The sequence below is a fragment of the Chelatococcus caeni genome (assembly GCF_014196925.1).
In the GTDB taxonomy this organism is placed as follows: domain Bacteria; phylum Pseudomonadota; class Alphaproteobacteria; order Rhizobiales; family Beijerinckiaceae; genus Chelatococcus_A; species Chelatococcus_A caeni.
Map to the genome: position 1 here is coordinate 283,632 of NZ_JACIEN010000004.1, position 18,388 is coordinate 302,019.

Below are 18,388 nucleotides of genomic sequence, written 5' to 3' on the forward strand. Positions count from 1 at the left end.
GCCAATGGGCGTCCGCCACCATCGGCGGATGGCGCGTCTTATGACTTCATCTCCGTACTGGCAATATAAAGCTCGTATTTTGTAATTATTACAATTTCCAAGAACCCGAATAGCATGATTTATATCGTTAGGACATAAAACTCGTCCGTATTTCCCGATGAATATTACGATCTGCAATTCGCTCGGATCGCGAATTGATCTGACGGCACGTGTGATCAAAGGACGGCTGTTGCCAGGCGGGATGGCCAGCCTGCGACGCCATTCCAGAGCACTCTTCCCGGGATTGTCAGCCGGCAGCCCTGCGAAGATCCCGGGAGGCACGGGCGACATCGGCAACGATACAGTCACGGCCGCGCGACTTCGCCCGGTACATCGCGGCATCGGCAGCGGTGAGGAGCGCTTCGAGCGTCGCGCCTCCGGCAGGTTCTACGCAGACGCCCGTGCTGACGGTGACGCCGACATGCCCGGCGGCGGTGACGAGCGGCACCGCCTTGAGCGCCGACTGGATCCGTTCCGCCACCGCAACGGCTTCCCCGGCCGACGAGACCGCCAGGATGGCGCAGAACTCCTCACCGCCGAGCCGGCCGAAGATGTCGCCGTCCCGCAGCTGCGCCCGCGCCACCGCCGCGAAGTGAACGAGCGCCTGGTCGCCCACCGCATGGCCGTGAGCATCGTTGATGCGCTTGAAATGGTCGAGATCGAACATCAGAACGCCGACGAGCGGCTGTCCGGCCGCATGCCGGAGGGCCGCAAACCGGCGAGTAACGCCGCGACGGTTGAGAACGCCGGTGAGGTCGTCGGTCTCGGCGAGGACCGTGAGCGTGACGTCGGCATCCTCGTTCAGGAGCCGCCCGCCCACGAGCACCGTGCCCATGAGCGCCATGGTCCCGGCGATGAGGACATAGGGACCGAGGCGATAGGTCAGGAAATCCTCGGGCGGCCAGAGCACGACGGCCGCGATGATGACCGCGCTCGTCGCGACGCTGGCGCAGCTGAGATAGAAGAGCATGAGCCTTGCCGGCGAACGGCGCCGGCTCCGCCACAGGCTCCAGGCCATCAGGGCATAGGCGACGAGCGCGGCCTCGTGATAGAGCACCATGCGAAAGGCGACGCTGCCGGCGAATTGCGGCGCCGCCATGCCGACAAGCCAGATGCCGAGCGGCAGCAGGAAGACGAGGCGCAGCGGCTCCCGGTTGACGCTGGCGATGCCGGCCAGAAGCAGCGCGAAGCCGAGCAGCATCAGCGCATTGCCGAGATGGATGGAGAGGGGATCGGCGATCTGCCCGCGCGCGCCGATCAGCAGGCTGCCCGCCGCCAGCGATGCGAAGGCCGCGGCCCAGAACAGGCTGCCGTAATGGCGGCGGTTGCGCAGCCAGACATACAGAAGCACCGCCATGACCGTCGCGACCGCGGCCGAGAACAGGACGAAGCCGGTCACAAGGTCCAGCACCGGAGCGCCTCACGTGTTGTCGCTGTCGATCCGCCCATGCAGGCGTCGCAGGGCACGCGCCCGCCCGCGGCCGGCACTATGCGCACCGGTCTCTAACATTCCCTGAATCGGCGGGTCTTCCGCTTTGGCGCCGACCTGTGCCTCAGCCGTTTTCCGCGGCCTGAGCGGAACGGAACGGGAGCGGGCGCGCCCCGGCAGGAGCGCGCCCGTTCTGCCGTCTCCAGAATGGGGGTTCTCGCTCTCAGGCGGCGGCGTTCACCCGCTCGCCGTCCTTGGTGACGGTCTGGATGACCTCGAAACCTTCGAACTGCGGATGGCCGAGGTAGAGCACCTTGTTCTGCCCGGCATCCTTGTGGGCGTTGCGGAAGGCTTCCGACTTCGTCCAGCCTTCGAAGGCCTCCTTGCTCGCCCAGACCGTGTGCGAGGAATAGAGCACGTGGTCGTCGTGCTGGGGCCCGCGCAGCAGGTGGAACTCGACGAACCCCGACACCTCATGCAGGTAGACGTCGCGCTCGCGCCAGACCCGCTCGAAGTCGGCGCAGGAATCGGGATGAACCTTGAAGCGGTTCATGGCGATGAACATGGTTTCTTCTCCTTGGATGGACCTGAGCAGGCGCCCTACGGCGCCAGGGGCGCGCCGCACTTGACGAGGTTGTTATCCTCGTCGAGCACGGCGAATTCGCGCAATCCGTAGCTGGTGTCGGCCACATCCGTGAGCCGCGGCCAACCTTCCCGCGGCAGGCCCGCGGCCTCGAAAGCCTCCCGCCAGGGCGCAAGATCGCTCACCCTGAGATAGCAGCCGGCGATGTTCTTCGCCGGCTCCAGCTCGGGAAAGGCGAAGAAATGCAGCTCGATGCCGCCGCGGCGCAGGATCAGGTAGTCCTCGTAGCGATTGGCGAGGGCGAAGCCGCACCGCTCGTAGAAGGCGATCGTGCGCTCGAAATCGCGGCTGGGCAGAACCGGTATCGCGGTATCCATCGGAATCGTCGGCATCGGCTCCCCCGGCTGCTGTGACTGCAACTACTTCGCCGCGAACTTGACGGTGAGCGCGAACTTGGCTGTCAGCCCCGGGCTCGGCTCGGAATTGAGATATTGCGTGTACTGGCGATCGAACACGTTCTTGACGATGACGTCACCCCGGATCCGGTCGCTGTACTGATAGGAGGCGAACAGGTCGACGAGACCGTAGCCCTTGGTGGGGTTGGACACCGCCTCGCTGGAATTGTCGACGAAGGTGAGCCGCGTGCCGACCGTCAGCTTGTCGTCGAGGAAGCGCAGACCGAGCGTCGTGCTGACCTGGTCCGGCATGACACTGTTGAGCGGCATGTTCGTCTGCTTGTTCTTGCCGGTGATATGCGTCGCCGCCAGCGAGATGAAGCCGCCGCCCCAGTCGTAGGCGGCCTCCAGCTCGACGCCGGTGAGCCGCGCCTTGGCGACGTTCTGGTACTGCTGGTCGTAGAATTCGACGCAAGGCGTGCCGGGGAATCGGCAGAACGCAGCCGGGAAGCCCGGCGCCACCGGAATCCGGTAGGGGTCGCCGACCTCGACCATGTCGATGAAGTTGGTGACGTTGTTGAGGAAGACGTTGGCCTTGCCGCGGAACTTGTCGTTCTCGGTGAAGATGCCGTCGTACTGCACGTTGACGCCGGCTTCCCAGGTCTTGGCGACCTCCGGCTTCAGGCCGGGGTTGGGCAGGATGTTGAAGGCCGGGAACGGGTGCGTGCCGGCGATCAGCGTCTCCGTTACGGTCGGCGCGCGATAGCCCTCGGCATAGGTGCCGTAGAGCTCGATGCCCTCGATCGGCGTGACGCCGACGGTGATCTTCGGCGACAGGCGGCTGCCGCTCGATTCATTGCCCCCGCCCTCGAGCTTGTAGTCGTCGAAGCGCAGGGCGCCGATGACGCGCAGCCAGCCGCCGTAGCGCAGCTCGTCCTGGACGAAGGCTCCGGCGAGGCGCCGCCGGCCCGACGGCGTCAGCGCCGAGGCGAAGCCGCCGGCCGTGTCGGTGGTGGTGACATCGTCACGCAACGCATCGAAGCCGATGGTCAGCGCATGGTCGACGGCGGCCGTGCTGAAGCGTGCCGTGTTGTAGACGTCGAAGCCGAGGGTGCCGATGTCGAAGCGCCGCGCCGCGCCGGCACGCGCGCCGAGGAAGCTGTAGGCCGAGGTCGGGTTGATGAGGCGCTGGTCGTCCGTCGTCGTGGCGTAATAGCCCTTGATCGACAGGTCGAGCCAGGGCACGTCCGGCCGCTGGAAGCGGTAGCCGAGCGTATAGGTGCCGGTCTGCACCTCGTGGCCGAAGCGCGCACCGACGGCCTGGCCGGCATCGTTGTAGGCGCTGTTGGTGTAGCTGTACTCCTGGAACAGCGCGGTCGCCGAGATGGTGTGGCCGTCCGCCGGGCGCAGGTTGAACTTGACGTTGCCGGCCGAGATCTGCGTGCCGGTGTCGCGGATGGTCGTGCCGCTGCCGTCCTTGTAGGGCGTCTCGTTGCGCCAGACGAACTGGCCGAAGATGTCGGCCGCCGTGCCGAGCCGCGCACCGATCATCGTGCTGTTCAGGAAATTGGCGCCGTTGGTGCCGGCGCCGAGGCGCTGGACGACGCCGATCTGCTCGTCCTCGTCGAGGACGTCGTCGATGGTGCGCGTGCGGAAGGCGACGACGCCGCCGATGGCGCCCGAGCCGTAGATCGTCGACACCGGACCGCGCGTGATGTCGATGCCCCCGACGAGCTCGGGATCGAGGTAGAAGCTGCCGTTGGCGCCGTGCCCGCTCTTGCCGTAGTTCTGCCGGGCACCGTCGACGAGCACGGCCACGCGGCCGAAATCCTGCATGCCGCGGATGTTGATGGCCTGGCCCGGATCGTTGACGTCCGTCGACGTCGTGACGCCCGGCACGCCGAGGAACACGTCCGAGATGCGCGAGGGCTGCAGGCGGGTGATGTCGCGCTCGCTGACCGTGCTGACGCCCGCCAGCGCATCGATGACCCTGTCCTCGGTCTTCGTCGCCGTGACCGTGATCTCGTCGAGCGTCACCTCCCCGCCCGGAGCGGCAGCCTGCTGGGCAGCCCCCTCCTGCGCCAGAGCGGCCGACAGAGCCATGAAGGAAACCGTGGCGCAGAGCGCCGCGCGAGCCATAACGCGCATGTGATCGAAGCCCCCGAATGTCCGAATTGTCTGGTTCGGCTGGCTGGCTGCGGGCTTCGGGGCCCCGGCTGGCTGGCGCTGTCGCGCTCCTGCCGAGGAGCGCATTTGCGCTTCCTATACGCCTTGTGTATGCACGTCAATCGAAGCAAATCGACAGTAGTTTTGTACTATTCAAAACTTCTGCAAAGTTGAGAATCGTTCAAAACAAAATTTTGAACAGTTAAAAGGAAGCGGCCGCCGCCATGTCCACGCCATCCATGCCTTCCGCGCCGAGCCAGGCTCCGCTCAAGGCCACCGAGCCGCCCGCCATCGATGTGCGCTCGCTCTTCGCGGGCGGGCGCGAGGTGGTGCTGCTGCACAACGGCGAGCGCTATCACCTGCGCATCACGGCCAATGACAAGCTCATCCTGACGAAGTGACCGCCATGACCGGCAGACTGCAACACCTCCTGTCACGGCGCGCCTTGAACGGACTGCTCGCCACCGCCCTCCTTCTCGCTCCCGCGCCGCTCGCACTGGCGCAGGCGGGCGAACCGCCGGGCGGCAACCGCATCGTCGCCGTCGGCGGCGCGGTCACGGAAATCCTCTACGCCCTCGGCCTCGAGGCGCGCATCGCCGCCGTCGACACGACCAGCACATTTCCCGAGCAGGCGCTGAAGGAGAAGCCGAACGTCGGCTATGTCCGCGCCCTGCCGGCCGAGGGCATCATCGCGCTCAACCCGTCGCACGTCATCGCCATCGGCAATGCCGGGCCGCCCGACGCGATCAGGCTGATCAAGGAGACGGGCGTGCCCTTCACGCAGCTCCCGGATGAGCCGACGCCCGAGGGGATCGTCGGGAAGATCGAGACCATCGGCCGGCTGACCGGAACGGAGGCGAAAGCCGATGTGCTTGCCGCCGAGGTGCGCCGCAGCTTCGCCGACCTCGCGGCGACGCGGGAGCGCATCGAGAAGCCGGTCAAGGCCCTCTTCGTCCTCGCCATGCAGAATGGCCGGCCGCTCGTCGGCGGACACGCCACCTCGGCCGACGCGATCCTGCGCCTCGCGGGTGCGGAGAACGCAGCCGGCGCCATCGAGGGCTTCAAGCCGATGACGGACGAGGCCATCATCGCCGCGGCGCCGGACGTCATCGTCATGATGGCCAACGGCGGCCATGCGGCCGGTCGCGCCGAGGAGGTCTTCGCCGCGCCCGCCTTCGCCGGCACGCCGGCGGCGAGCCGGCGGGCGCTCGTGACCATGGACGGGCAACTCGTCCTCGGCTTCGGCCCGCGTGCACCGCAGGCAGCCGGGGAACTGATGCGCGCCTTCTATCCGGCGCTGGCGACGGGTGAGAAAGCGCCGTGAGCACAGATGCCGCCATGGCCGGCGATGCGATCGACGCAGCATTGGCGCGGCGCCGGCTGCGCGTGCTCGTGCTCTTCCTCCTGCTCGGCGCCGGCGTCGTCATCGTCTCGGTGCTATCCATCGGCACCGGGGCGCTCGCCCTCGCCCCCTCCCGGGTTGTCGCGGTTCTGCGCGCCGTGCTCACCGGGGCGGTGCCGGAGGAGATGGCGCGCGATGCACTCGTCGTCGTCGGCATCCGCCTCCCACGGACCCTGCTCGGTCTCCTCGTCGGGGCGGCGCTCGCCGTCTCGGGTGCGTTGATGCAGGGGCTGTTCCGCAACCCGCTCGCCGATCCCGGCCTTGCCGGCGTCTCCTCCGGGGCCGCCCTCTTCGCCGCCGGCATGATCGTTCTCGGGGAGCGTCTTGTCGCCGTGACCGGCCCCCTGCCCTTCGTCACATTGCCGATGGCGGCCTTCGGCGGCGCGCTTCTCACCACCTTCACGCTCTATCGCATCGCGACCCGCGCCGGCCGCACCTCCGTCGCGACATTGCTCCTCGCCGGCGTCGCGCTCGGGGCGCTCGCCGGCGCGCTCACGGGGGTGCTCACCTTCCTCAGCGACGACCGGCAGCTGCGCGACCTCACCTTCTGGTCCCTCGGCAGCCTCGGCGGCGCCACCTGGGCGAAGACGGCGACGGTCGCTCCGGCCATCCTGCCCGTGCTCGCTGCCGTGCCGTTCCTCGCCCGCGGGCTCAACGCCCTGGCACTGGGCGAAGCGGAGGCCTTTCACCTCGGCATCGCCGTCGAGCGGCTGAAGCAGGTGGCGATCCTCCTGGTCGCCATCGCCGTCGGCGCCTCGGTCGCCGTCTCGGGCATCATCGGCTTCGTCGGCATCGTCGTGCCGCATCTGCTGCGCCTCGCCATCGGCCCCGACCACCGCGTGCTGCTGCCTGCGAGCGCCCTCCTCGGCGGCATGCTGCTCGTGCTCTCCGACATGCTGGCACGCACGCTCGTCCAGCCCGCGGAACTGCCCATCGGCATCGTCACCGCGGCTATCGGCGCGCCCTTCTTCCTCTGGCTGCTGCTCGCCGGCCGTCGGAGCCTCGCCCTATGACCGCCGTCGTCACCGCCACCGGCATCAGCCTCGAGGCCGCCGGCCGGACGATCCTCGCGCCGACGGATCTCGCACTCGCTGCCGGCGAGCTCACCGTCGTCATCGGGCCGAACGGCGCCGGCAAGTCGACGCTGCTCAGGGTTCTTGCCGCAGAGGTCGCGCCGGCGAGCGGCACGGTCGTCTATGGCGAAACGCCGGTCGCCGCGATGCCGCCGTGGCGCCTCGCTGCGAAACGCGCCGTGCTGCCGCAGAGCGCGCAGCTCGCCTTCCCGTTCACCGTCGCCGAGGTGGTGCGCCTGGGGCTCGACGGGGCCGGCAATGCGGCCGAGCGGATGGACATGATGCGCCGCGCGCTCGCCGCCGCCGATGTCGCGCATCTCGCCGGTCGCAACTACCAGACCCTCTCTGGCGGTGAGCAGCAGCGGGTGCAGTTCGCCCGCGTGCTGGGCCAGCTCATGGTCGGCGGCAGGCGGGAGAAGCACCTCGCGCTCTTCCTCGACGAGCCGGTCGCGAGCCTCGATCTCAGGCATCAGCTCGGCCTGCTCGAGCACGCCCGGCGCCTCGCCGGCGAGGGCGTCGCCGTGCTCGCCATCCTGCACGACCTCAACCTCGCCGCCGCCTATGGCGACCGGCTCGTCGTGATGAAGGCGGGCGCCGTCTTCGCCGACGGTTCCCCGGAGACGGTCCTGACCGACGCGCTCCTGCGCGACGTCTTCGATGTCCGGCTGAGCGTCGGTGCCGTGCCGGCAACCCCCTTCGTGCTGCCCCGCCCGTCTGCCGGCGGCGCGGCCTGAGGCCCCGGGCCCGCCGGAGAACTCACCGGGAGACGAGGCGCTTTTCGACTTCCACGATCACGAGGAGCGCCACGCCGACGGCGATGATCGCCAGCCCGTCGGTGAAGGATACCGGGCTGCTGCCGAAGACCGTCTGCATGAAGGGCAGGTAGGTGAAGGCCAGCTGCGCCACGACGACGGTCGCGAGCCCCATGAGCACGGCGGGCGTGCCGAGGACGCCCTGGAGGGTCAGCGACGTGCCGTGCACGTAGCGGACGCTGAACAGGTAGAAGATCTCCATCACGACGATGGTGTTGACGGCCATCGTGCGCGCGGTCTCGACGGAGAGGCCCCGGGCGCTCGCCCAGGCATAGATGCCGAAGGTGCCGGCGACCATCAGGAAGGAGACGAAGAGGATACGCCACAGCAGGCGCCCGGACAGCAGCGGCTGGCCGGCCGGGCGCGCGGGGCGCCGCATGGCGCCGGGCTCCGTCGGCTCGAAGGCGAGGGTGAGGCCGAGAGCGACCGCGGTGATCATGTTGATCCACAGGATCTGGACGGGCGTGATGGGAAGGGTGAGGCCGAAGAGGATGGCGAGGATGATGGTGAAGGCCTCGCCGCCGTTCGTCGGCAGCGTCCAGGCAATCACCTTGGTCAGATTGTCGTAGACCGTGCGCCCCTCGCGCACGGCCGCGACGATGGAGGCGAAATTGTCGTCGGCGAGGACCATCTCGCTCGCCTCCTTCGCCGCTTCCGTGCCCTTGCCGCCCATGGCGACGCCGACATCCGCCCGCTTCAGGGCCGGGGCGTCGTTCACGCCGTCGCCGGTCATGGCGATGATGGAGCCGTCCTGCTGCAGCGCCTCCACGAGGCGCAGCTTGTGCTCGGGGCTGGTGCGGGCGAAGACGGTGGCCTCACGCGTGTACCTGCCAAACTCGTCGGCGTCGGCGGCGTCGAGGTCCTGGCCGGTCACCGCCTTCGGGTCGTCCGCGAGGCCGAGCTGGAGCGCGATGGCACGCGCGGTCGCCGCATGGTCGCCGGTGATCATCTTGACCTTGATGCCCGCCGCCCGGCATTCGGCGATGGCCGCCATCGCCTCCGGGCGCGGCGGATCGATCAGCCCGACGAGACCGAGCAGCGTGAGGTCGCGCTCGACATCGTCCGACGCCAACTCGCGGGCGCCCTCGCCCATCGTGCGGCGCGCGAGCGCGATGACGCGCTGCCCGTCAGCCGCAAGGGCATCGATCCGGCCGTGCCAGGCCGCGCGATCGATCGGCTGTTCGCCATCGAGGGTCGCCACGCGCGTCGCCATGGCGACGATGCGCTCGGGCGCGCCCTTCACATAGGCCACGGGCGGGTGCCCGTTGCGGGCGTGCAAGGTCGCCATGTAGCGGTGACGGGAATCGAACGGCACCTCGTCAAGGCGGACAAAGCCGGCGCGCGCCGCGGCTGTGTCGTGCCCCGCCTTCATGGCGAGCGACACCAGCGCCCCTTCCATCGGATCGCCGTCGACGATCCAGTCTCCGTCCCGCCGCCGCAGCTGCGCGTCGTTGCACAGCAAGGCCGCGAGCGAGAGCTCCTCCAGCACCGGATCGGCGGCCGGATCGAGTTCCCGCCCGTCCTTCGCCCAGAAGTCGCCCTCAGGCCGGTAGCCCGTGCCGTCGACCCTGATGTCGCGGTCGGCGGTGACGACCGCGCTCACCATCATCTCGTTGCGGGTCAGGGTGCCGGTCTTGTCCGAGCAGATCACGGAGACCGAGCCCAGCGTCTCCACGGCCGGGAGCCGCCGGATGATGGCGTTGCGGCGGGCCATGCGCTGCACGCCGACGGCGAGCGTGATCGTCATGACGGCCGGCAGGCCTTCCGGGATGGCGGCGACGGCAAGGCCCACCACCGCCATGAAGGCATCGTCGAGGCCATAGGACTGCACGAGCACGGCATAGCCGAAGACGAGAGCCGAGATGCCGAGCACCGCGACCGAGATCTGCCGCGCGAACTCGTCCATCTGGCGCACGAGCGGCGTGGTGAGCTGCTCGACGGCACCGATCATCGTGCTGATGCGGCCGAGCTCCGTCGCGGCGCCCGTCGCGACGACGACGCCCGTGCCCTGGCCCGCGGTGACGAAGGTGCCGGAGAAGGCCATCGACACGCGATCGCCGAGGGCCGCATCGACGTCGACGGGATTCAGCGCCTTGTCGACCGGAACGGATTCGCCCGTAAGGATGGCCTCGTCCACACGCAGGCTGCGCGCCTTGACGAGGCGCAGGTCGGCCGGCACCCGGTCGCCCGCCTCGAGCAGGACGATGTCGCCCGGCACGGCCTCGTCCGCCGCGATCGTCACGCGCCGGCCGTCGCGGATCACGGAGGCGTGCGGATCGATCATCGCGCGGATGGCCTCGAGCGCCTCCTCCGCGCGGCCCTCCTGGACGAAGCCGATGATCGCGTTGACGACGACGACGGCGGCGATGACGAGGGCGTCGGTCTCGTGGCCGATCACCGCCGCAAGCACGGCCGCGCCGAGCAGCACGTAGATGAGCAGGTTGTGAAACTGCAGCAGGAAGCGCGTGAGCACGCTGCGCCGCTGCCCCTGGGGCAGGCGGTTGGGGCCGAAGCGTTCGAGGCGTCGCGCCACCTCCGCCTCGCCGAGGCCGTCCGGACACGATCCGGCCGCCTGCAGCGCCTCGGCCGGCGTGACGGCATGCCAGGCCCGGTCGAGATCCAGCACGGCCTGCTCCACGCAGGCGCCGGCCTGGGCAGGACGGGCCGACGGCGTGGCATCGGGTGTGGAAGTCAGGCTGCGCATGCCGTCGGGCTCCTCTGCAGCGCCCACCGCGGCATCAGGCGCGGTGGGCCGATGGCGATGAAGGTCGGACTCAAGGTGCGATGGCGACCTTGAGCACCCCGTCGCGCTGATTGGCGAAGAGATCGTAGGCCTCTTCGATCCGGTCGAGCGGGAAACGATGCGTGACGAGCGGGCGCGTGTCGAGACGGCTCGAGGCGATGACCTCCATCAGCCGACGCATGCGCTCCTTGCCGCCGGGGCACAGGGTGGTGACGATGGTGTGGTCCCCGAGCCCGGCGTGGAAGGGGCCGAGGGGGATCGTCAGATCGCCGGAATAGACGCCGAGCGACGAGAGCGTTCCGCCCGGCCGCAACACCCGCAGCGCGGCCTCGAACGTCTCCTGGCGGCCGAGTGCCTCGATCGCCACGTCGACGCCGCGCCCGTCGGTGATCCGCATGATCTCGTCCACCGGATCGGCCTTGCTGAAATCCACGACGTGATCCGCGCCCATCCTGCGGGCGATCTCCATGCGCGCGGGCACCGCGTCGACGGCGATGATCCGCGTCGCGCCCATGAGCCGTGCCCCGGCGGTGGCGCACAGGCCGATCGGTCCCTGCGCGAAGACGGCAACGGTGTCGCCGATCTTCACCCGCCCGCGCTCGGCGCCGGAGAAGCCGGTCGACATGATGTCCGGACACATCAGCACCTGCTCGTCGCTGAGTGCATCGGGGATGGGGGCGAGATTGGTCATCGCGTCCGGCACCAGCAGGTATTCCGCCTGGGCGCCGTCGATCGTGTTGCCGAAGCGCCATCCGCCCATGGGCTTGAAGCCGTGCCGCGTGCCCGCCCCGTCCTGCGAATGGCAGCCGCACAGGCAGGCCGCGCTGTGGCCGCTCGGCGTGATCGCCCCCGCGATGACCCTCTGGCCCTCCTGGTAGCCCTCGACGGCGGAGCCCAGCTTCTCGATCACGCCGACCGGCTCGTGGCCGATGGTCAGGCCCCGCGCCACCGGATATTCGCCCTTGAGGATATGCACGTCCGTGCCGCAGATCGTAGTGGTGGTGATGCGGATCAGCGCGTCGAGCGGGCCGACGTCCGGCATCGGCTTCTCGTCGAGGACGATGCGGTTCGGTTCGACGAAAATCGCCGCCTTCATCTTCCGTGCCATGATCAGCTCCTTCCGTTGCGCCTGCGCGCCGCACCCGCAGGTGGCCGGCACCATGGGCAGGCATCGGTGGCCGAAGACTAAAGGAACGCGCGCGGCGATCTCTTGACGAGGATCAACGGGCCCGGCACATCTGCGGAGCCGCCGCAGGCGTGGGGGCCGTTCCGCGCCGTGCGGAGGGCTTCTCATGCACATCGGGAGCACGGATGGGCGCATGCGGCCACGCCGCGTCGCCCACGCGAGTGCATATCCGCGGACGGGCCCATCAGGGCCTGTCCGCCCCCTGCTGGGCGCGCAGCGTCTGGAGGAGGAGATCCTGCATGAGCCGCTGCAGCGCATCCGTCGCGGTGCGCACGTCCTCCATCGCCCGCTCCACCGCCGCTTCGTCGAGCGGCGGCGTGTTGGCCGTTGCGGCAAGGGTGCGCCTTGCATCGCGCAGGTTGCGCAGGGCATCCAGCACGCGTGGCCGGTTGTCCCGCAGCTGACGGCGGAAGCCGGCGCGAATCTCCTCAGGATAGGCCGTGGCAATGCTCTCGGCGAGGAAACCCGCGCCACGCGCCTGGCGCTCGCCCCTGACGATGAAGCCGACGAGGAAGACATTCGCGATGAGCGAGATCGCAAGGCCGGCGGCCAGAAGGAGCCGGATCGGGACAACGCGTTTCACAGTTCGCCTCCGATGGATCCAAGGCTCTCCACGACATCGTCGAGGCCCGCCGGCTCACCCGCCGCAAACGCAAGAAGCGTGTCGTTCGCCGCCTCCGGGCCCCGTCCGCCGAGCCAGTAGCCGGCGGCGGCGGCCACCACGAGGACCAGCGCCAGGCAAGCGGCGACAGCGGAATAGGGCATATGCCGCAAGGAGGCGGACAGGACATGAGCCGGCTGGCGCGATCCCTCGATCCGCGACAGGACCTTGCGCGCCAGCGCCCGCTCGTCGGCCGGGGCGTCAATAGCTGCGCGCAGCAGGCGGTCGAGGTCGTCGTCTGTGCCGCCCCCCTCCTGAAAGGACCTTGCCTCCTGCCGGTATGGCGGCGGCCATGCGGCCACGTCCTCGCCGAAGCGGCGCCGAAGCTGCTCGAAATCGTCCCTGTTCATCGCAACGTCCCTTCTTCTTGTTTGTTGTCTGCGCTCACGTCCGTCGTGCGTTCGCGCAGCGTGCGCCGCGCCCGCACGAGCAGTTGCTCGACCGAGCCCGTGCTCGATCCCATGACCTCGGCGATGGCCGGGACGTCGAGGTCGGCCACGGCCCGCAGCAGCAGCGCCATGCGCTGGCGCTCGGGCAGGCGCGCGAGGCCTTGGCGCACTGCCGCGAGCTCCTGCCGCGCCGACAGGCGGATGTCGGCGTCGACGCCGGTCGCCGGCAGCGTCTCCGCCACCTCGTCGAGGCCGACGAAGACGCGCAGGCTGCGCCACCGGCGCATGTCGATGCAGCGGTTGGTTGTGATCCGGTAGAGCCAGGTCGTCGCCCGCCCCCTTGCGGGGTCGAACCGCCCAGCGCGTTTCCACACCGTGACGAACACGTCCTGCACCGCGTCCTCGGCGTCGTCCGCGCTGCCGAGATAGCGCATGGCGAAGAGGCGAAGGCCGCGTCCATGGCGGTCGATGAGCCGGACGAGCGCCGCCTGCTCACCAGCCGCGATGCGGGCGAGCAGGCGCTCGTCCTCGCCCTGTCCCGGCGTTTCCGCGGCATCGCGCGCCTGCCCCCGCTCCACCCCGCCTCACCTCCAGCGCCGGCGGCCACCGACGGCGACGCCGCCGTCGGGACCCGTGATGCGGCCGACCGAGCGCACCCGGAACGGCCCGCGCGCGCTCACCCGTTCGCCGGAATAGGTCCGGCCGCCGGGCCCGGTCGCCGAGTAGCTTCGGCGGCAGCGGTCGACGACGCCGTTGAGGCAGGTCGCGCTCGCGCTGTAGGTGCCGCCGTTCGGGCCGACGCGTGTCGTCTGGCCGCTGTAGACGAGGCCGTCACCGGTGACATGGCGGCTGACCTGGCCCCCGTGGACGGTGCCGCGCGTCCACTCCGCTGCAGGCGCGACCCCGCCCGTCGCGACGAGGCCGAGAACGGCAAGACAGAGCCGGACCGGGACAGTCGTGGCTGAGAAACGCATGGAGGCACTCCCTGAACGTGACAGTGGCCGTCGGAAAAGGACCGTCGTCAACCGCGGCCGCCGAGGATGAGGTCGCGCATGAAGGCGATTTCGGCGGACGACAGCCGGCCGTCGCCGTCGCGGTCGGCAACATCGAACAGGATCGTCCGGGCGCGGAATTCCTCTGCCGAGACCCGGCCGTCGCCGTTCGTATCCATCCGCCGCCACGCGCGGCCGAGACGCGCCTGCAGGGCGACCGCGCGATCCATGACGGCGTCGCGCAGGGCTTCGATCTCCCTGTCATCGATCGCATCATCGCCGTCGCGGTCGAGCCGCGCGAAGAGACGCTGCCGCGCCGCGGCGACCTCGTCCTGCGACAGGACGCCATCGCCATCGGCGTCGAGACGTTCGATGAAACGCATATCCGGCGCCGGCCGGGTCTGTGACACCGCGAGGGATGTCGCGCCCAGGGTTGCGAGCGCCATAAGGGCCATCTTCATAAGAGTGTTCATGGCGAGTTTCCCTCCGTTCCAGCCGCGCAGCCGCAACTGCGCCAGCCTCGACCAATACGGTCCGCGGCGTCTCGTCCTACGCGCTGCAAGCGAACTTGCGCGCCGCGTAGGAGCGCCCGCCGGCCTGCGTAGAACCGTCGTCGGAGCGCTACAGCGCTCCTCACGAACGGAGATCGGCATGAAGTGGAAAGCTCTCGCGGCGGCGATGTTGCTGCTCGTCACGGGCAGCGCCTGCGCCTCCGACGGCCCCGGAGCCCGTCAGATGTTCAGGCAGATGGACCGCAACGGCGACAGGACCCTGCAGTTCTCGGAGATCGCGGAAGCCCGCGGGCGCTTCTTCGACAGGATGGACCGCAACGGCAACGGCTTTCTCGACCCCGAGGAAGCGAAGGCGGCAGCCGCGCGCCTGAAGGAGGCCGGCAGGTTCCAGGCCGCATCGCTGGAAGGGCTCGAGGCGAGGGCCGAGCGCATGGACGCGAACGGCGACGGCCGCATCTCGCGGGAGGAGTTCGCCCGGTTCGTTCCCGATCGCCTGCTGCGTGCCGACGCGGATGGCGACCGCGCGCTGTCGCTCTCCGAACTGCGGGCGCTCAGGCGCTAGACCAGTCCCTTCCCCACAAGCCCCAGCCCCGGGAGATCCAATGAGACACAGGCTGCTCACAGCCGGCGGCGCCGTCGCGCTCGCGCTCGTTTCGGCGGCGACGCCGGCCGCCGCCATGCCGCCCGCGTTCCCCGCCGGCGCATTCATGCCCGTTTCGGTCGCGGAGGCCGATCTCGTCGAGAGGATCGTGCATCGCCGCGGCTTCTACGCCGTCGGCGGCATCTATTACTACAACGGCTACCGCGGCTTCGTGGTGGCCCGCCCCGGCTACCGGTACCACAACGGCTACTGGTTCCCGCCGGCCGCCTTCGCCGCGGGCGTTGCGGCCGGCCGGGCGCTCACGCCGCCCCTGCCGGCCGCGCACATCCGCTGGTGCTATGCCCACTATCGGTCCTACCGCGCCTACGACAACAGCTACCAGCCGCATTACGGCCCGCGCCAGCCGTGCTGGTCGCCCTACAGCTGAGCTTCGGCCGGCCACCAACGGCAAGACGCCGCCCGGGGGCGGCGTCTCCTCGCGTTCAGCGGGACGGGCGCTCGCCGTCCAGAACGAGGACGGGCTCGGTCCGCCGCTTCGCCGCGTCGTCCATGAGCTCGTACCACATGGCGTTGAGGACGGCGAAGGCGGCTGCGAGCGGCAGGCCGAGAAGCCAGGCGAAGTACCACATTGCACTCTCCTTGCGCGTTCAATAGGCGTGGCCGCTGCCGTCGCTGATCGCCTTGGCGTCCACCTTGCCCCAGAGGATGCGGTAGACCCAGGCGGTGTAGGCGACGACGAGCGGCACGAAGATCACGGTGACCACGAGCATGATGAAGAGCGTCAGATGGCTCGAGGACGCGTCCCATACCGTCAGGCTCGACTGCGGGTCGATCGACGAGGGCAGGATGAAGGGGAACATCGACAGCCCCACCGTCGAAATGATGCCGAGGATCGACACCGACGAGGCCAGCAGCGCCGGAACCTCGCGCCGGGCCTTGAAGAAGGCGAGGCTGCCGAGGGCACCGGCGAAGCCGAGGAGCGGCGCGAGCATCATCCAGGAGTGGCGCCCGTAGTTCTCGAACCAGACGCCGGGGGCCTGCTCGACGGTCTTGGCGAGCGGGTTCGAGGCGCCGGTCGTGGCGATCTCGCTGGTGATGCGGTAGCCGTCGACCCCGAGCCACAGCCACAGCCCGCCGAGCGCGAAGAGGACGGCCGTGACGAGCGCCGCGATGCTGCCGTAGGTGCGCGAGCGTTCGGCGACCGGGCCCTCGCTCTTCAGCACGAGCCAGGCGCCGCCATGCATGACGAGCATGGCGACAGACAGGAGCCCGCACAGGAGGCCGAAGGGGTTCAGCAGCTCGAAGAGCGTCGTGCCCTCGTAGAAGATGCGCAGGTCCGTATCGAGCCGGAAGGGCACGCCGCGAAGGACGTTGCCGACCGCGACCCCCATGACGAGCGCCGGCACCAGCCCGCCGACGAAGAGGGCCCAGTCCCATCCGGCCCGCCAGGCCGCGCTGTCGCGCTTCGAGCGGTACTTGAAGCCGACCGGGCGCAGGATGAGCGCGAACAGGATCGCGAACATCGCGAGATAGAAGCCCGAGAAGGACACGGCATAGAGCGGCGGCCAGGCAGCGAAGATGGCGCCGCCGCCGAGGATGAGCCAGACCTGGTTGCCTTCCCAGACGGGACCGACGGCATTGATGACGACGCGCCGCTCCACGTCCGTCTTCGCGACGAAGGGCAGCAGCGCGGCCGTGCCGAGGTCGAAGCCGTCCATCACGGCAAAGCCGATCAGCAGCACGCCGAGCAGCAGCCACCAGACGACACGCAGGGTTTCGTAGTCGATGAGTTGATGCAGGATCATGGCGCTTACTCTGCAGCGACGAGAGACTGGGGAACGAGTTCGGCCTCCGGCTCCTCGTCCTCCTCCGGCCCCTTGCGGATAGCGCGGACCATCAGGGCCATCTCGATGACGATGAGGACCGTGTAGATCAGGGCGAAGCCGATGATGGTGAGGAGCACCGTCGAGGCGCCGAGGCTCGAGACGGCGGCGGCGGTCGGCAGCACGCCCTCGATGATCCACGGCTGGCGGCCGAACTCCGCCACGACCCAGCCGATCTCGGCCGCGATCCACGGCAGCGGTATGGCGAGGACCGCAAGGCGCAGCAGGCCGGGATAGTGGTCGAGCCGGCGCCGCGCCGACAGGTAGAAGAACAGCGCGGTCAGGCCGATGAAGAAGAAGCCGAGCCCGACCATGATGCGGAAGGACCAGAACAGCGTGGGCACGTGCGGGACCATGTCCCAGGCCGCCTGCCTGATCTCCGCCTCGCTCGCCGCACGCGGATCGTCGACATGGCGCTTCAGGAGCAGCGCATAGCCGAGATCGTGGCCGTTGTTCTCGAAGGCCTGACGGACCTCGGGAGCGACCTTGTCCGCCCCGCCGGCGGCGCGGATCTGCTGCAGCGCGTCGAAGGCCGAGATGCCCTGCCGGATACGCCCCTCGGCCCGTGCGACCAGTTCGTCGATGCCGGGGATCTGCTCGGTGAGCGAGCGGGTGCCGATGAGCCCCATCACCCACGGGATCTTGACCGCGTAATGGGTCTCGCGCGCCTCCTGGTCGGGGAAGCCGATGAGGGTGAAGGCGGCCGGCGCCGGCTCCGTCTCCCACATGCCCTCGATGGCGGCGAGCTTCATCTTCTGGTGCTCGGTGGAGAGATAGCCGCTCTCGTCGCCCAGCACGACGACCGACAGCGAGGCGGCGAGGCCGAAGGACGCGGCCACGGTCATGGAGCGCTTGGCGAGCTCCGTGTATCGCCCCTTGAGGAGATACCAGGCGGAGACGCCGAGCACGAAGATGGCGGCGGTGACGTAGCCGGCCGAGACCGTGTGGACGAACTTGGCCTGCGCGACGGGGTTGAACAGCACCGCGAAGAAGTCGGTCACCTCCATGCGCATCGTCTCGGGGTTGAAGGCCGAGCCGACCGGGTTCTGCATCCAGCCGTTGGCGATCAGGATCCACAGCGCCGAGAAGTTGGAGCCGAGCGCCACCGCCCAGGTCGTCATCAGGTGCCCGACCTTGGACAGCTTGTCCCAGCCGAAGAAGAACAGCCCGACGAAGGTCGCCTCGAGGAAGAAGGCCATCAGGCCCTCGATGGCGAGCGGCGCGCCGAAGATGTCGCCGACGTAGTGGCTGTAATAGCTCCAGTTCATGCCGAACTGGAATTCCATGACGATGCCGGTGGCGACGCCGAGCACGAAGTTGATGCCGAACAGCGTGCCCCAGAATTTCGTCATCTGGCGCCAGATCGGCCGGCCGGTCATGACATAGACCGTTTCCATGATGGCGAGCAGCACGGACAGGCCGAGCGTCAAGGGCACGAAGAGGAAGTGGTAGAGCGCGGTCATCGCGAACTGCAGCCGCGATAGGGCGACGATGTCGAGTTCCATTTGACTTCAAGTCCGGC

General features: G+C 69.1%; 20 protein-coding genes. 6 read left to right on the forward strand and 14 right to left on the reverse strand.

All coding sequences use genetic code 11. The annotated features are described in order from the left end of the window. Positions 1-286: 286 nt before the first annotated feature. From GGR16_RS17485 to GGR16_RS17500, 4 genes are all read right to left on the reverse strand, one after another. Complete coding sequence (locus GGR16_RS17485) at positions 287-1,450, reverse strand: diguanylate cyclase (protein ID WP_183317436.1); 1,164 nt, start codon at positions 1,448-1,450, stop codon at positions 287-289. 241 nt (positions 1,451-1,691) lie between these two features. Further along, positions 1,692-2,033 (reverse strand): heme-degrading protein HmuQ, encoded by a 342-nt coding sequence (gene hmuQ / locus GGR16_RS17490; RefSeq protein ID WP_183317437.1) that lies wholly within the window; start codon positions 2,031-2,033, stop codon positions 1,692-1,694. A gap of 35 nt (positions 2,034-2,068) precedes the next feature. Next, the gene (locus GGR16_RS17495) at positions 2,069-2,443 is read right to left on the reverse strand and encodes a bleomycin resistance protein (protein ID WP_183317438.1); all 375 of its coding nucleotides are present in this window, start codon (positions 2,441-2,443) and stop codon (positions 2,069-2,071) included. Between the two features lie 27 nt (positions 2,444-2,470). Further along, complete coding sequence (locus tag GGR16_RS17500; RefSeq protein ID WP_343059828.1) at positions 2,471-4,594, reverse strand: TonB-dependent hemoglobin/transferrin/lactoferrin family receptor; 2,124 nt, start codon at positions 4,592-4,594, stop codon at positions 2,471-2,473. Positions 4,595-4,836: 242 nt separating this feature from the next. Between GGR16_RS17500 and hemP the strand changes: the two genes are divergently transcribed. Genes hemP through GGR16_RS17520 form a run of 4 tightly spaced genes read left to right on the forward strand, consistent with a single transcriptional unit; the run spans position 4,837 to position 7,821 of the window. Beyond that, positions 4,837-5,013 carry a hemin uptake protein HemP gene (hemP, locus tag GGR16_RS17505; RefSeq protein WP_183317439.1) on the forward strand — a complete coding sequence of 59 codons (177 nt, stop codon included), beginning with the start codon at positions 4,837-4,839 and terminating at the stop codon, positions 5,011-5,013. A gap of 5 nt (positions 5,014-5,018) precedes the next feature. After that, the gene (locus tag GGR16_RS17510) at positions 5,019-5,936 is read left to right on the forward strand and encodes a heme/hemin ABC transporter substrate-binding protein (RefSeq protein WP_019402062.1); all 918 of its coding nucleotides are present in this window, start codon (positions 5,019-5,021) and stop codon (positions 5,934-5,936) included. Between the two features lie 14 nt (positions 5,937-5,950). Then, on the forward strand, positions 5,951-7,027 hold the full coding sequence (locus GGR16_RS17515) for a FecCD family ABC transporter permease (RefSeq protein ID WP_183317535.1): 1,077 nt from the start codon (positions 5,951-5,953) through the stop codon (positions 7,025-7,027). After that, positions 7,024-7,821: a heme ABC transporter ATP-binding protein gene (locus GGR16_RS17520; RefSeq protein ID WP_183317440.1), complete on the forward strand. Its 798-nt coding sequence runs from the start codon at positions 7,024-7,026 to the stop codon at positions 7,819-7,821. The genes GGR16_RS17515 and GGR16_RS17520 overlap by 4 nt, the downstream gene beginning before the upstream one ends. Before the next feature lie 22 nt (positions 7,822-7,843). Here the strand turns inward: GGR16_RS17520 and GGR16_RS17525 are convergent, their stop codons facing one another. The 7 genes from GGR16_RS17525 to GGR16_RS17555 all read right to left on the reverse strand — a co-directional run bounded on the left by GGR16_RS17525 (position 7,844) and on the right by GGR16_RS17555 (position 14,316). Beyond that, positions 7,844-10,603 (reverse strand): cation-transporting P-type ATPase, encoded by a 2,760-nt coding sequence (locus GGR16_RS17525; RefSeq protein WP_183317441.1) that lies wholly within the window; start codon positions 10,601-10,603, stop codon positions 7,844-7,846. A gap of 70 nt (positions 10,604-10,673) precedes the next feature. Then, positions 10,674-11,750, reverse strand: a complete 1,077-nt coding sequence (locus GGR16_RS17530) for an NAD(P)-dependent alcohol dehydrogenase (protein ID WP_183317442.1) — start codon at positions 11,748-11,750, stop codon at positions 10,674-10,676. A 262-nt stretch (positions 11,751-12,012) separates the two neighbouring features. Further along, positions 12,013-12,411: a periplasmic heavy metal sensor gene (locus tag GGR16_RS17535; RefSeq protein ID WP_019402067.1), complete on the reverse strand. Its 399-nt coding sequence runs from the start codon at positions 12,409-12,411 to the stop codon at positions 12,013-12,015. Further along, entirely contained in the window at positions 12,408-12,839 is a 432-nt protein-coding gene (locus GGR16_RS17540) for a hypothetical protein (protein ID WP_019402068.1), read from the reverse strand. The genes GGR16_RS17535 and GGR16_RS17540 overlap by 4 nt, the downstream gene beginning before the upstream one ends. Continuing rightward, a complete protein-coding gene (locus GGR16_RS17545; protein ID WP_019402069.1) occupies positions 12,836-13,456 on the reverse strand; it encodes an RNA polymerase sigma factor in 621 nt (206 codons plus the stop codon). The genes GGR16_RS17540 and GGR16_RS17545 overlap by 4 nt, the downstream gene beginning before the upstream one ends. A gap of 6 nt (positions 13,457-13,462) precedes the next feature. Further along, positions 13,463-13,852, reverse strand: coding sequence for a hypothetical protein (locus GGR16_RS17550; RefSeq protein WP_183317443.1), 390 nt, complete (start codon positions 13,850-13,852; stop codon positions 13,463-13,465). Between the two features lie 47 nt (positions 13,853-13,899). Next, entirely contained in the window at positions 13,900-14,316 is a 417-nt protein-coding gene (locus GGR16_RS17555) for an EF-hand domain-containing protein (protein WP_245258887.1), read from the reverse strand. 205 nt (positions 14,317-14,521) lie between these two features. On the opposite strand from GGR16_RS17555, the gene GGR16_RS17560 reads away from it, so the two are divergent. Together GGR16_RS17560 and GGR16_RS17565 are read left to right on the forward strand one after the other, a co-directional pair. Beyond that, positions 14,522-14,944, forward strand: a complete 423-nt coding sequence (locus tag GGR16_RS17560) for an EF-hand domain-containing protein (RefSeq protein ID WP_019402072.1) — start codon at positions 14,522-14,524, stop codon at positions 14,942-14,944. 40 nt (positions 14,945-14,984) lie between these two features. Continuing rightward, positions 14,985-15,410 carry a BA14K family protein gene (locus tag GGR16_RS17565; RefSeq protein ID WP_019402073.1) on the forward strand — a complete coding sequence of 142 codons (426 nt, stop codon included), beginning with the start codon at positions 14,985-14,987 and terminating at the stop codon, positions 15,408-15,410. 55 nt (positions 15,411-15,465) lie between these two features. Here GGR16_RS17565 and cydX read toward each other — a convergent pair whose 3' ends face one another. Genes cydX through GGR16_RS17580 form a run of 3 tightly spaced genes read right to left on the reverse strand, consistent with a single transcriptional unit; the run spans position 15,466 to position 18,371 of the window. Then, the gene (gene cydX / locus GGR16_RS17570) at positions 15,466-15,612 is read right to left on the reverse strand and encodes a cytochrome bd-I oxidase subunit CydX (RefSeq protein WP_019402074.1); all 147 of its coding nucleotides are present in this window, start codon (positions 15,610-15,612) and stop codon (positions 15,466-15,468) included. 18 nt (positions 15,613-15,630) lie between these two features. Further along, positions 15,631-16,788: a cytochrome d ubiquinol oxidase subunit II gene (gene cydB / locus GGR16_RS17575; RefSeq protein WP_019402075.1), complete on the reverse strand. Its 1,158-nt coding sequence runs from the start codon at positions 16,786-16,788 to the stop codon at positions 15,631-15,633. Between the two features lie 5 nt (positions 16,789-16,793). Further along, entirely contained in the window at positions 16,794-18,371 is a 1,578-nt protein-coding gene (locus GGR16_RS17580) for a cytochrome ubiquinol oxidase subunit I (protein ID WP_183317444.1), read from the reverse strand. Positions 18,372-18,388 lie beyond the last annotated feature (17 nt).

Excerpts from the sequence above, each read along its gene's own strand:
- hmuQ (WP_183317437.1), bottom strand. The coding sequence starts at position 2,033 with ATGTTCATCGCCATGAACCGCTTCAAGGTTCATCCCGATTCCTGCGCC.
- GGR16_RS17495 (WP_183317438.1), bottom strand. The coding sequence starts at position 2,443 with ATGCCGACGATTCCGATGGATACCGCGATACCGGTTCTGCCCAGCCGC.
- GGR16_RS17500 (WP_343059828.1), bottom strand. The coding sequence starts at position 4,594 with ATGCGCGTTATGGCTCGCGCGGCGCTCTGCGCCACGGTTTCCTTCATG.
- hemP (WP_183317439.1), top strand. The coding sequence starts at position 4,837 with ATGTCCACGCCATCCATGCCTTCCGCGCCGAGCCAGGCTCCGCTCAAG.
- GGR16_RS17510 (WP_019402062.1), top strand. The coding sequence starts at position 5,019 with ATGACCGGCAGACTGCAACACCTCCTGTCACGGCGCGCCTTGAACGGA.
- GGR16_RS17515 (WP_183317535.1), top strand. The coding sequence starts at position 5,951 with ATGGCCGGCGATGCGATCGACGCAGCATTGGCGCGGCGCCGGCTGCGC.
- GGR16_RS17520 (WP_183317440.1), top strand. The coding sequence starts at position 7,024 with ATGACCGCCGTCGTCACCGCCACCGGCATCAGCCTCGAGGCCGCCGGC.
- GGR16_RS17525 (WP_183317441.1), bottom strand. The coding sequence starts at position 10,603 with ATGCGCAGCCTGACTTCCACACCCGATGCCACGCCGTCGGCCCGTCCT.
- GGR16_RS17530 (WP_183317442.1), bottom strand. The coding sequence starts at position 11,750 with ATGGCACGGAAGATGAAGGCGGCGATTTTCGTCGAACCGAACCGCATC.
- GGR16_RS17540 (WP_019402068.1), bottom strand. The coding sequence starts at position 12,839 with ATGAACAGGGACGATTTCGAGCAGCTTCGGCGCCGCTTCGGCGAGGAC.
- GGR16_RS17550 (WP_183317443.1), bottom strand. The coding sequence starts at position 13,852 with ATGCGTTTCTCAGCCACGACTGTCCCGGTCCGGCTCTGTCTTGCCGTT.
- GGR16_RS17555 (WP_245258887.1), bottom strand. The coding sequence starts at position 14,316 with ATGGCGCTCGCAACCCTGGGCGCGACATCCCTCGCGGTGTCACAGACC.
- GGR16_RS17560 (WP_019402072.1), top strand. The coding sequence starts at position 14,522 with ATGAAGTGGAAAGCTCTCGCGGCGGCGATGTTGCTGCTCGTCACGGGC.
- GGR16_RS17565 (WP_019402073.1), top strand. The coding sequence starts at position 14,985 with ATGAGACACAGGCTGCTCACAGCCGGCGGCGCCGTCGCGCTCGCGCTC.
- cydX (WP_019402074.1), bottom strand. The coding sequence starts at position 15,612 with ATGTGGTACTTCGCCTGGCTTCTCGGCCTGCCGCTCGCAGCCGCCTTC.
- cydB (WP_019402075.1), bottom strand. The coding sequence starts at position 16,788 with ATGATCCTGCATCAACTCATCGACTACGAAACCCTGCGTGTCGTCTGG.
- GGR16_RS17580 (WP_183317444.1), bottom strand. The coding sequence starts at position 18,371 with ATGGAACTCGACATCGTCGCCCTATCGCGGCTGCAGTTCGCGATGACC.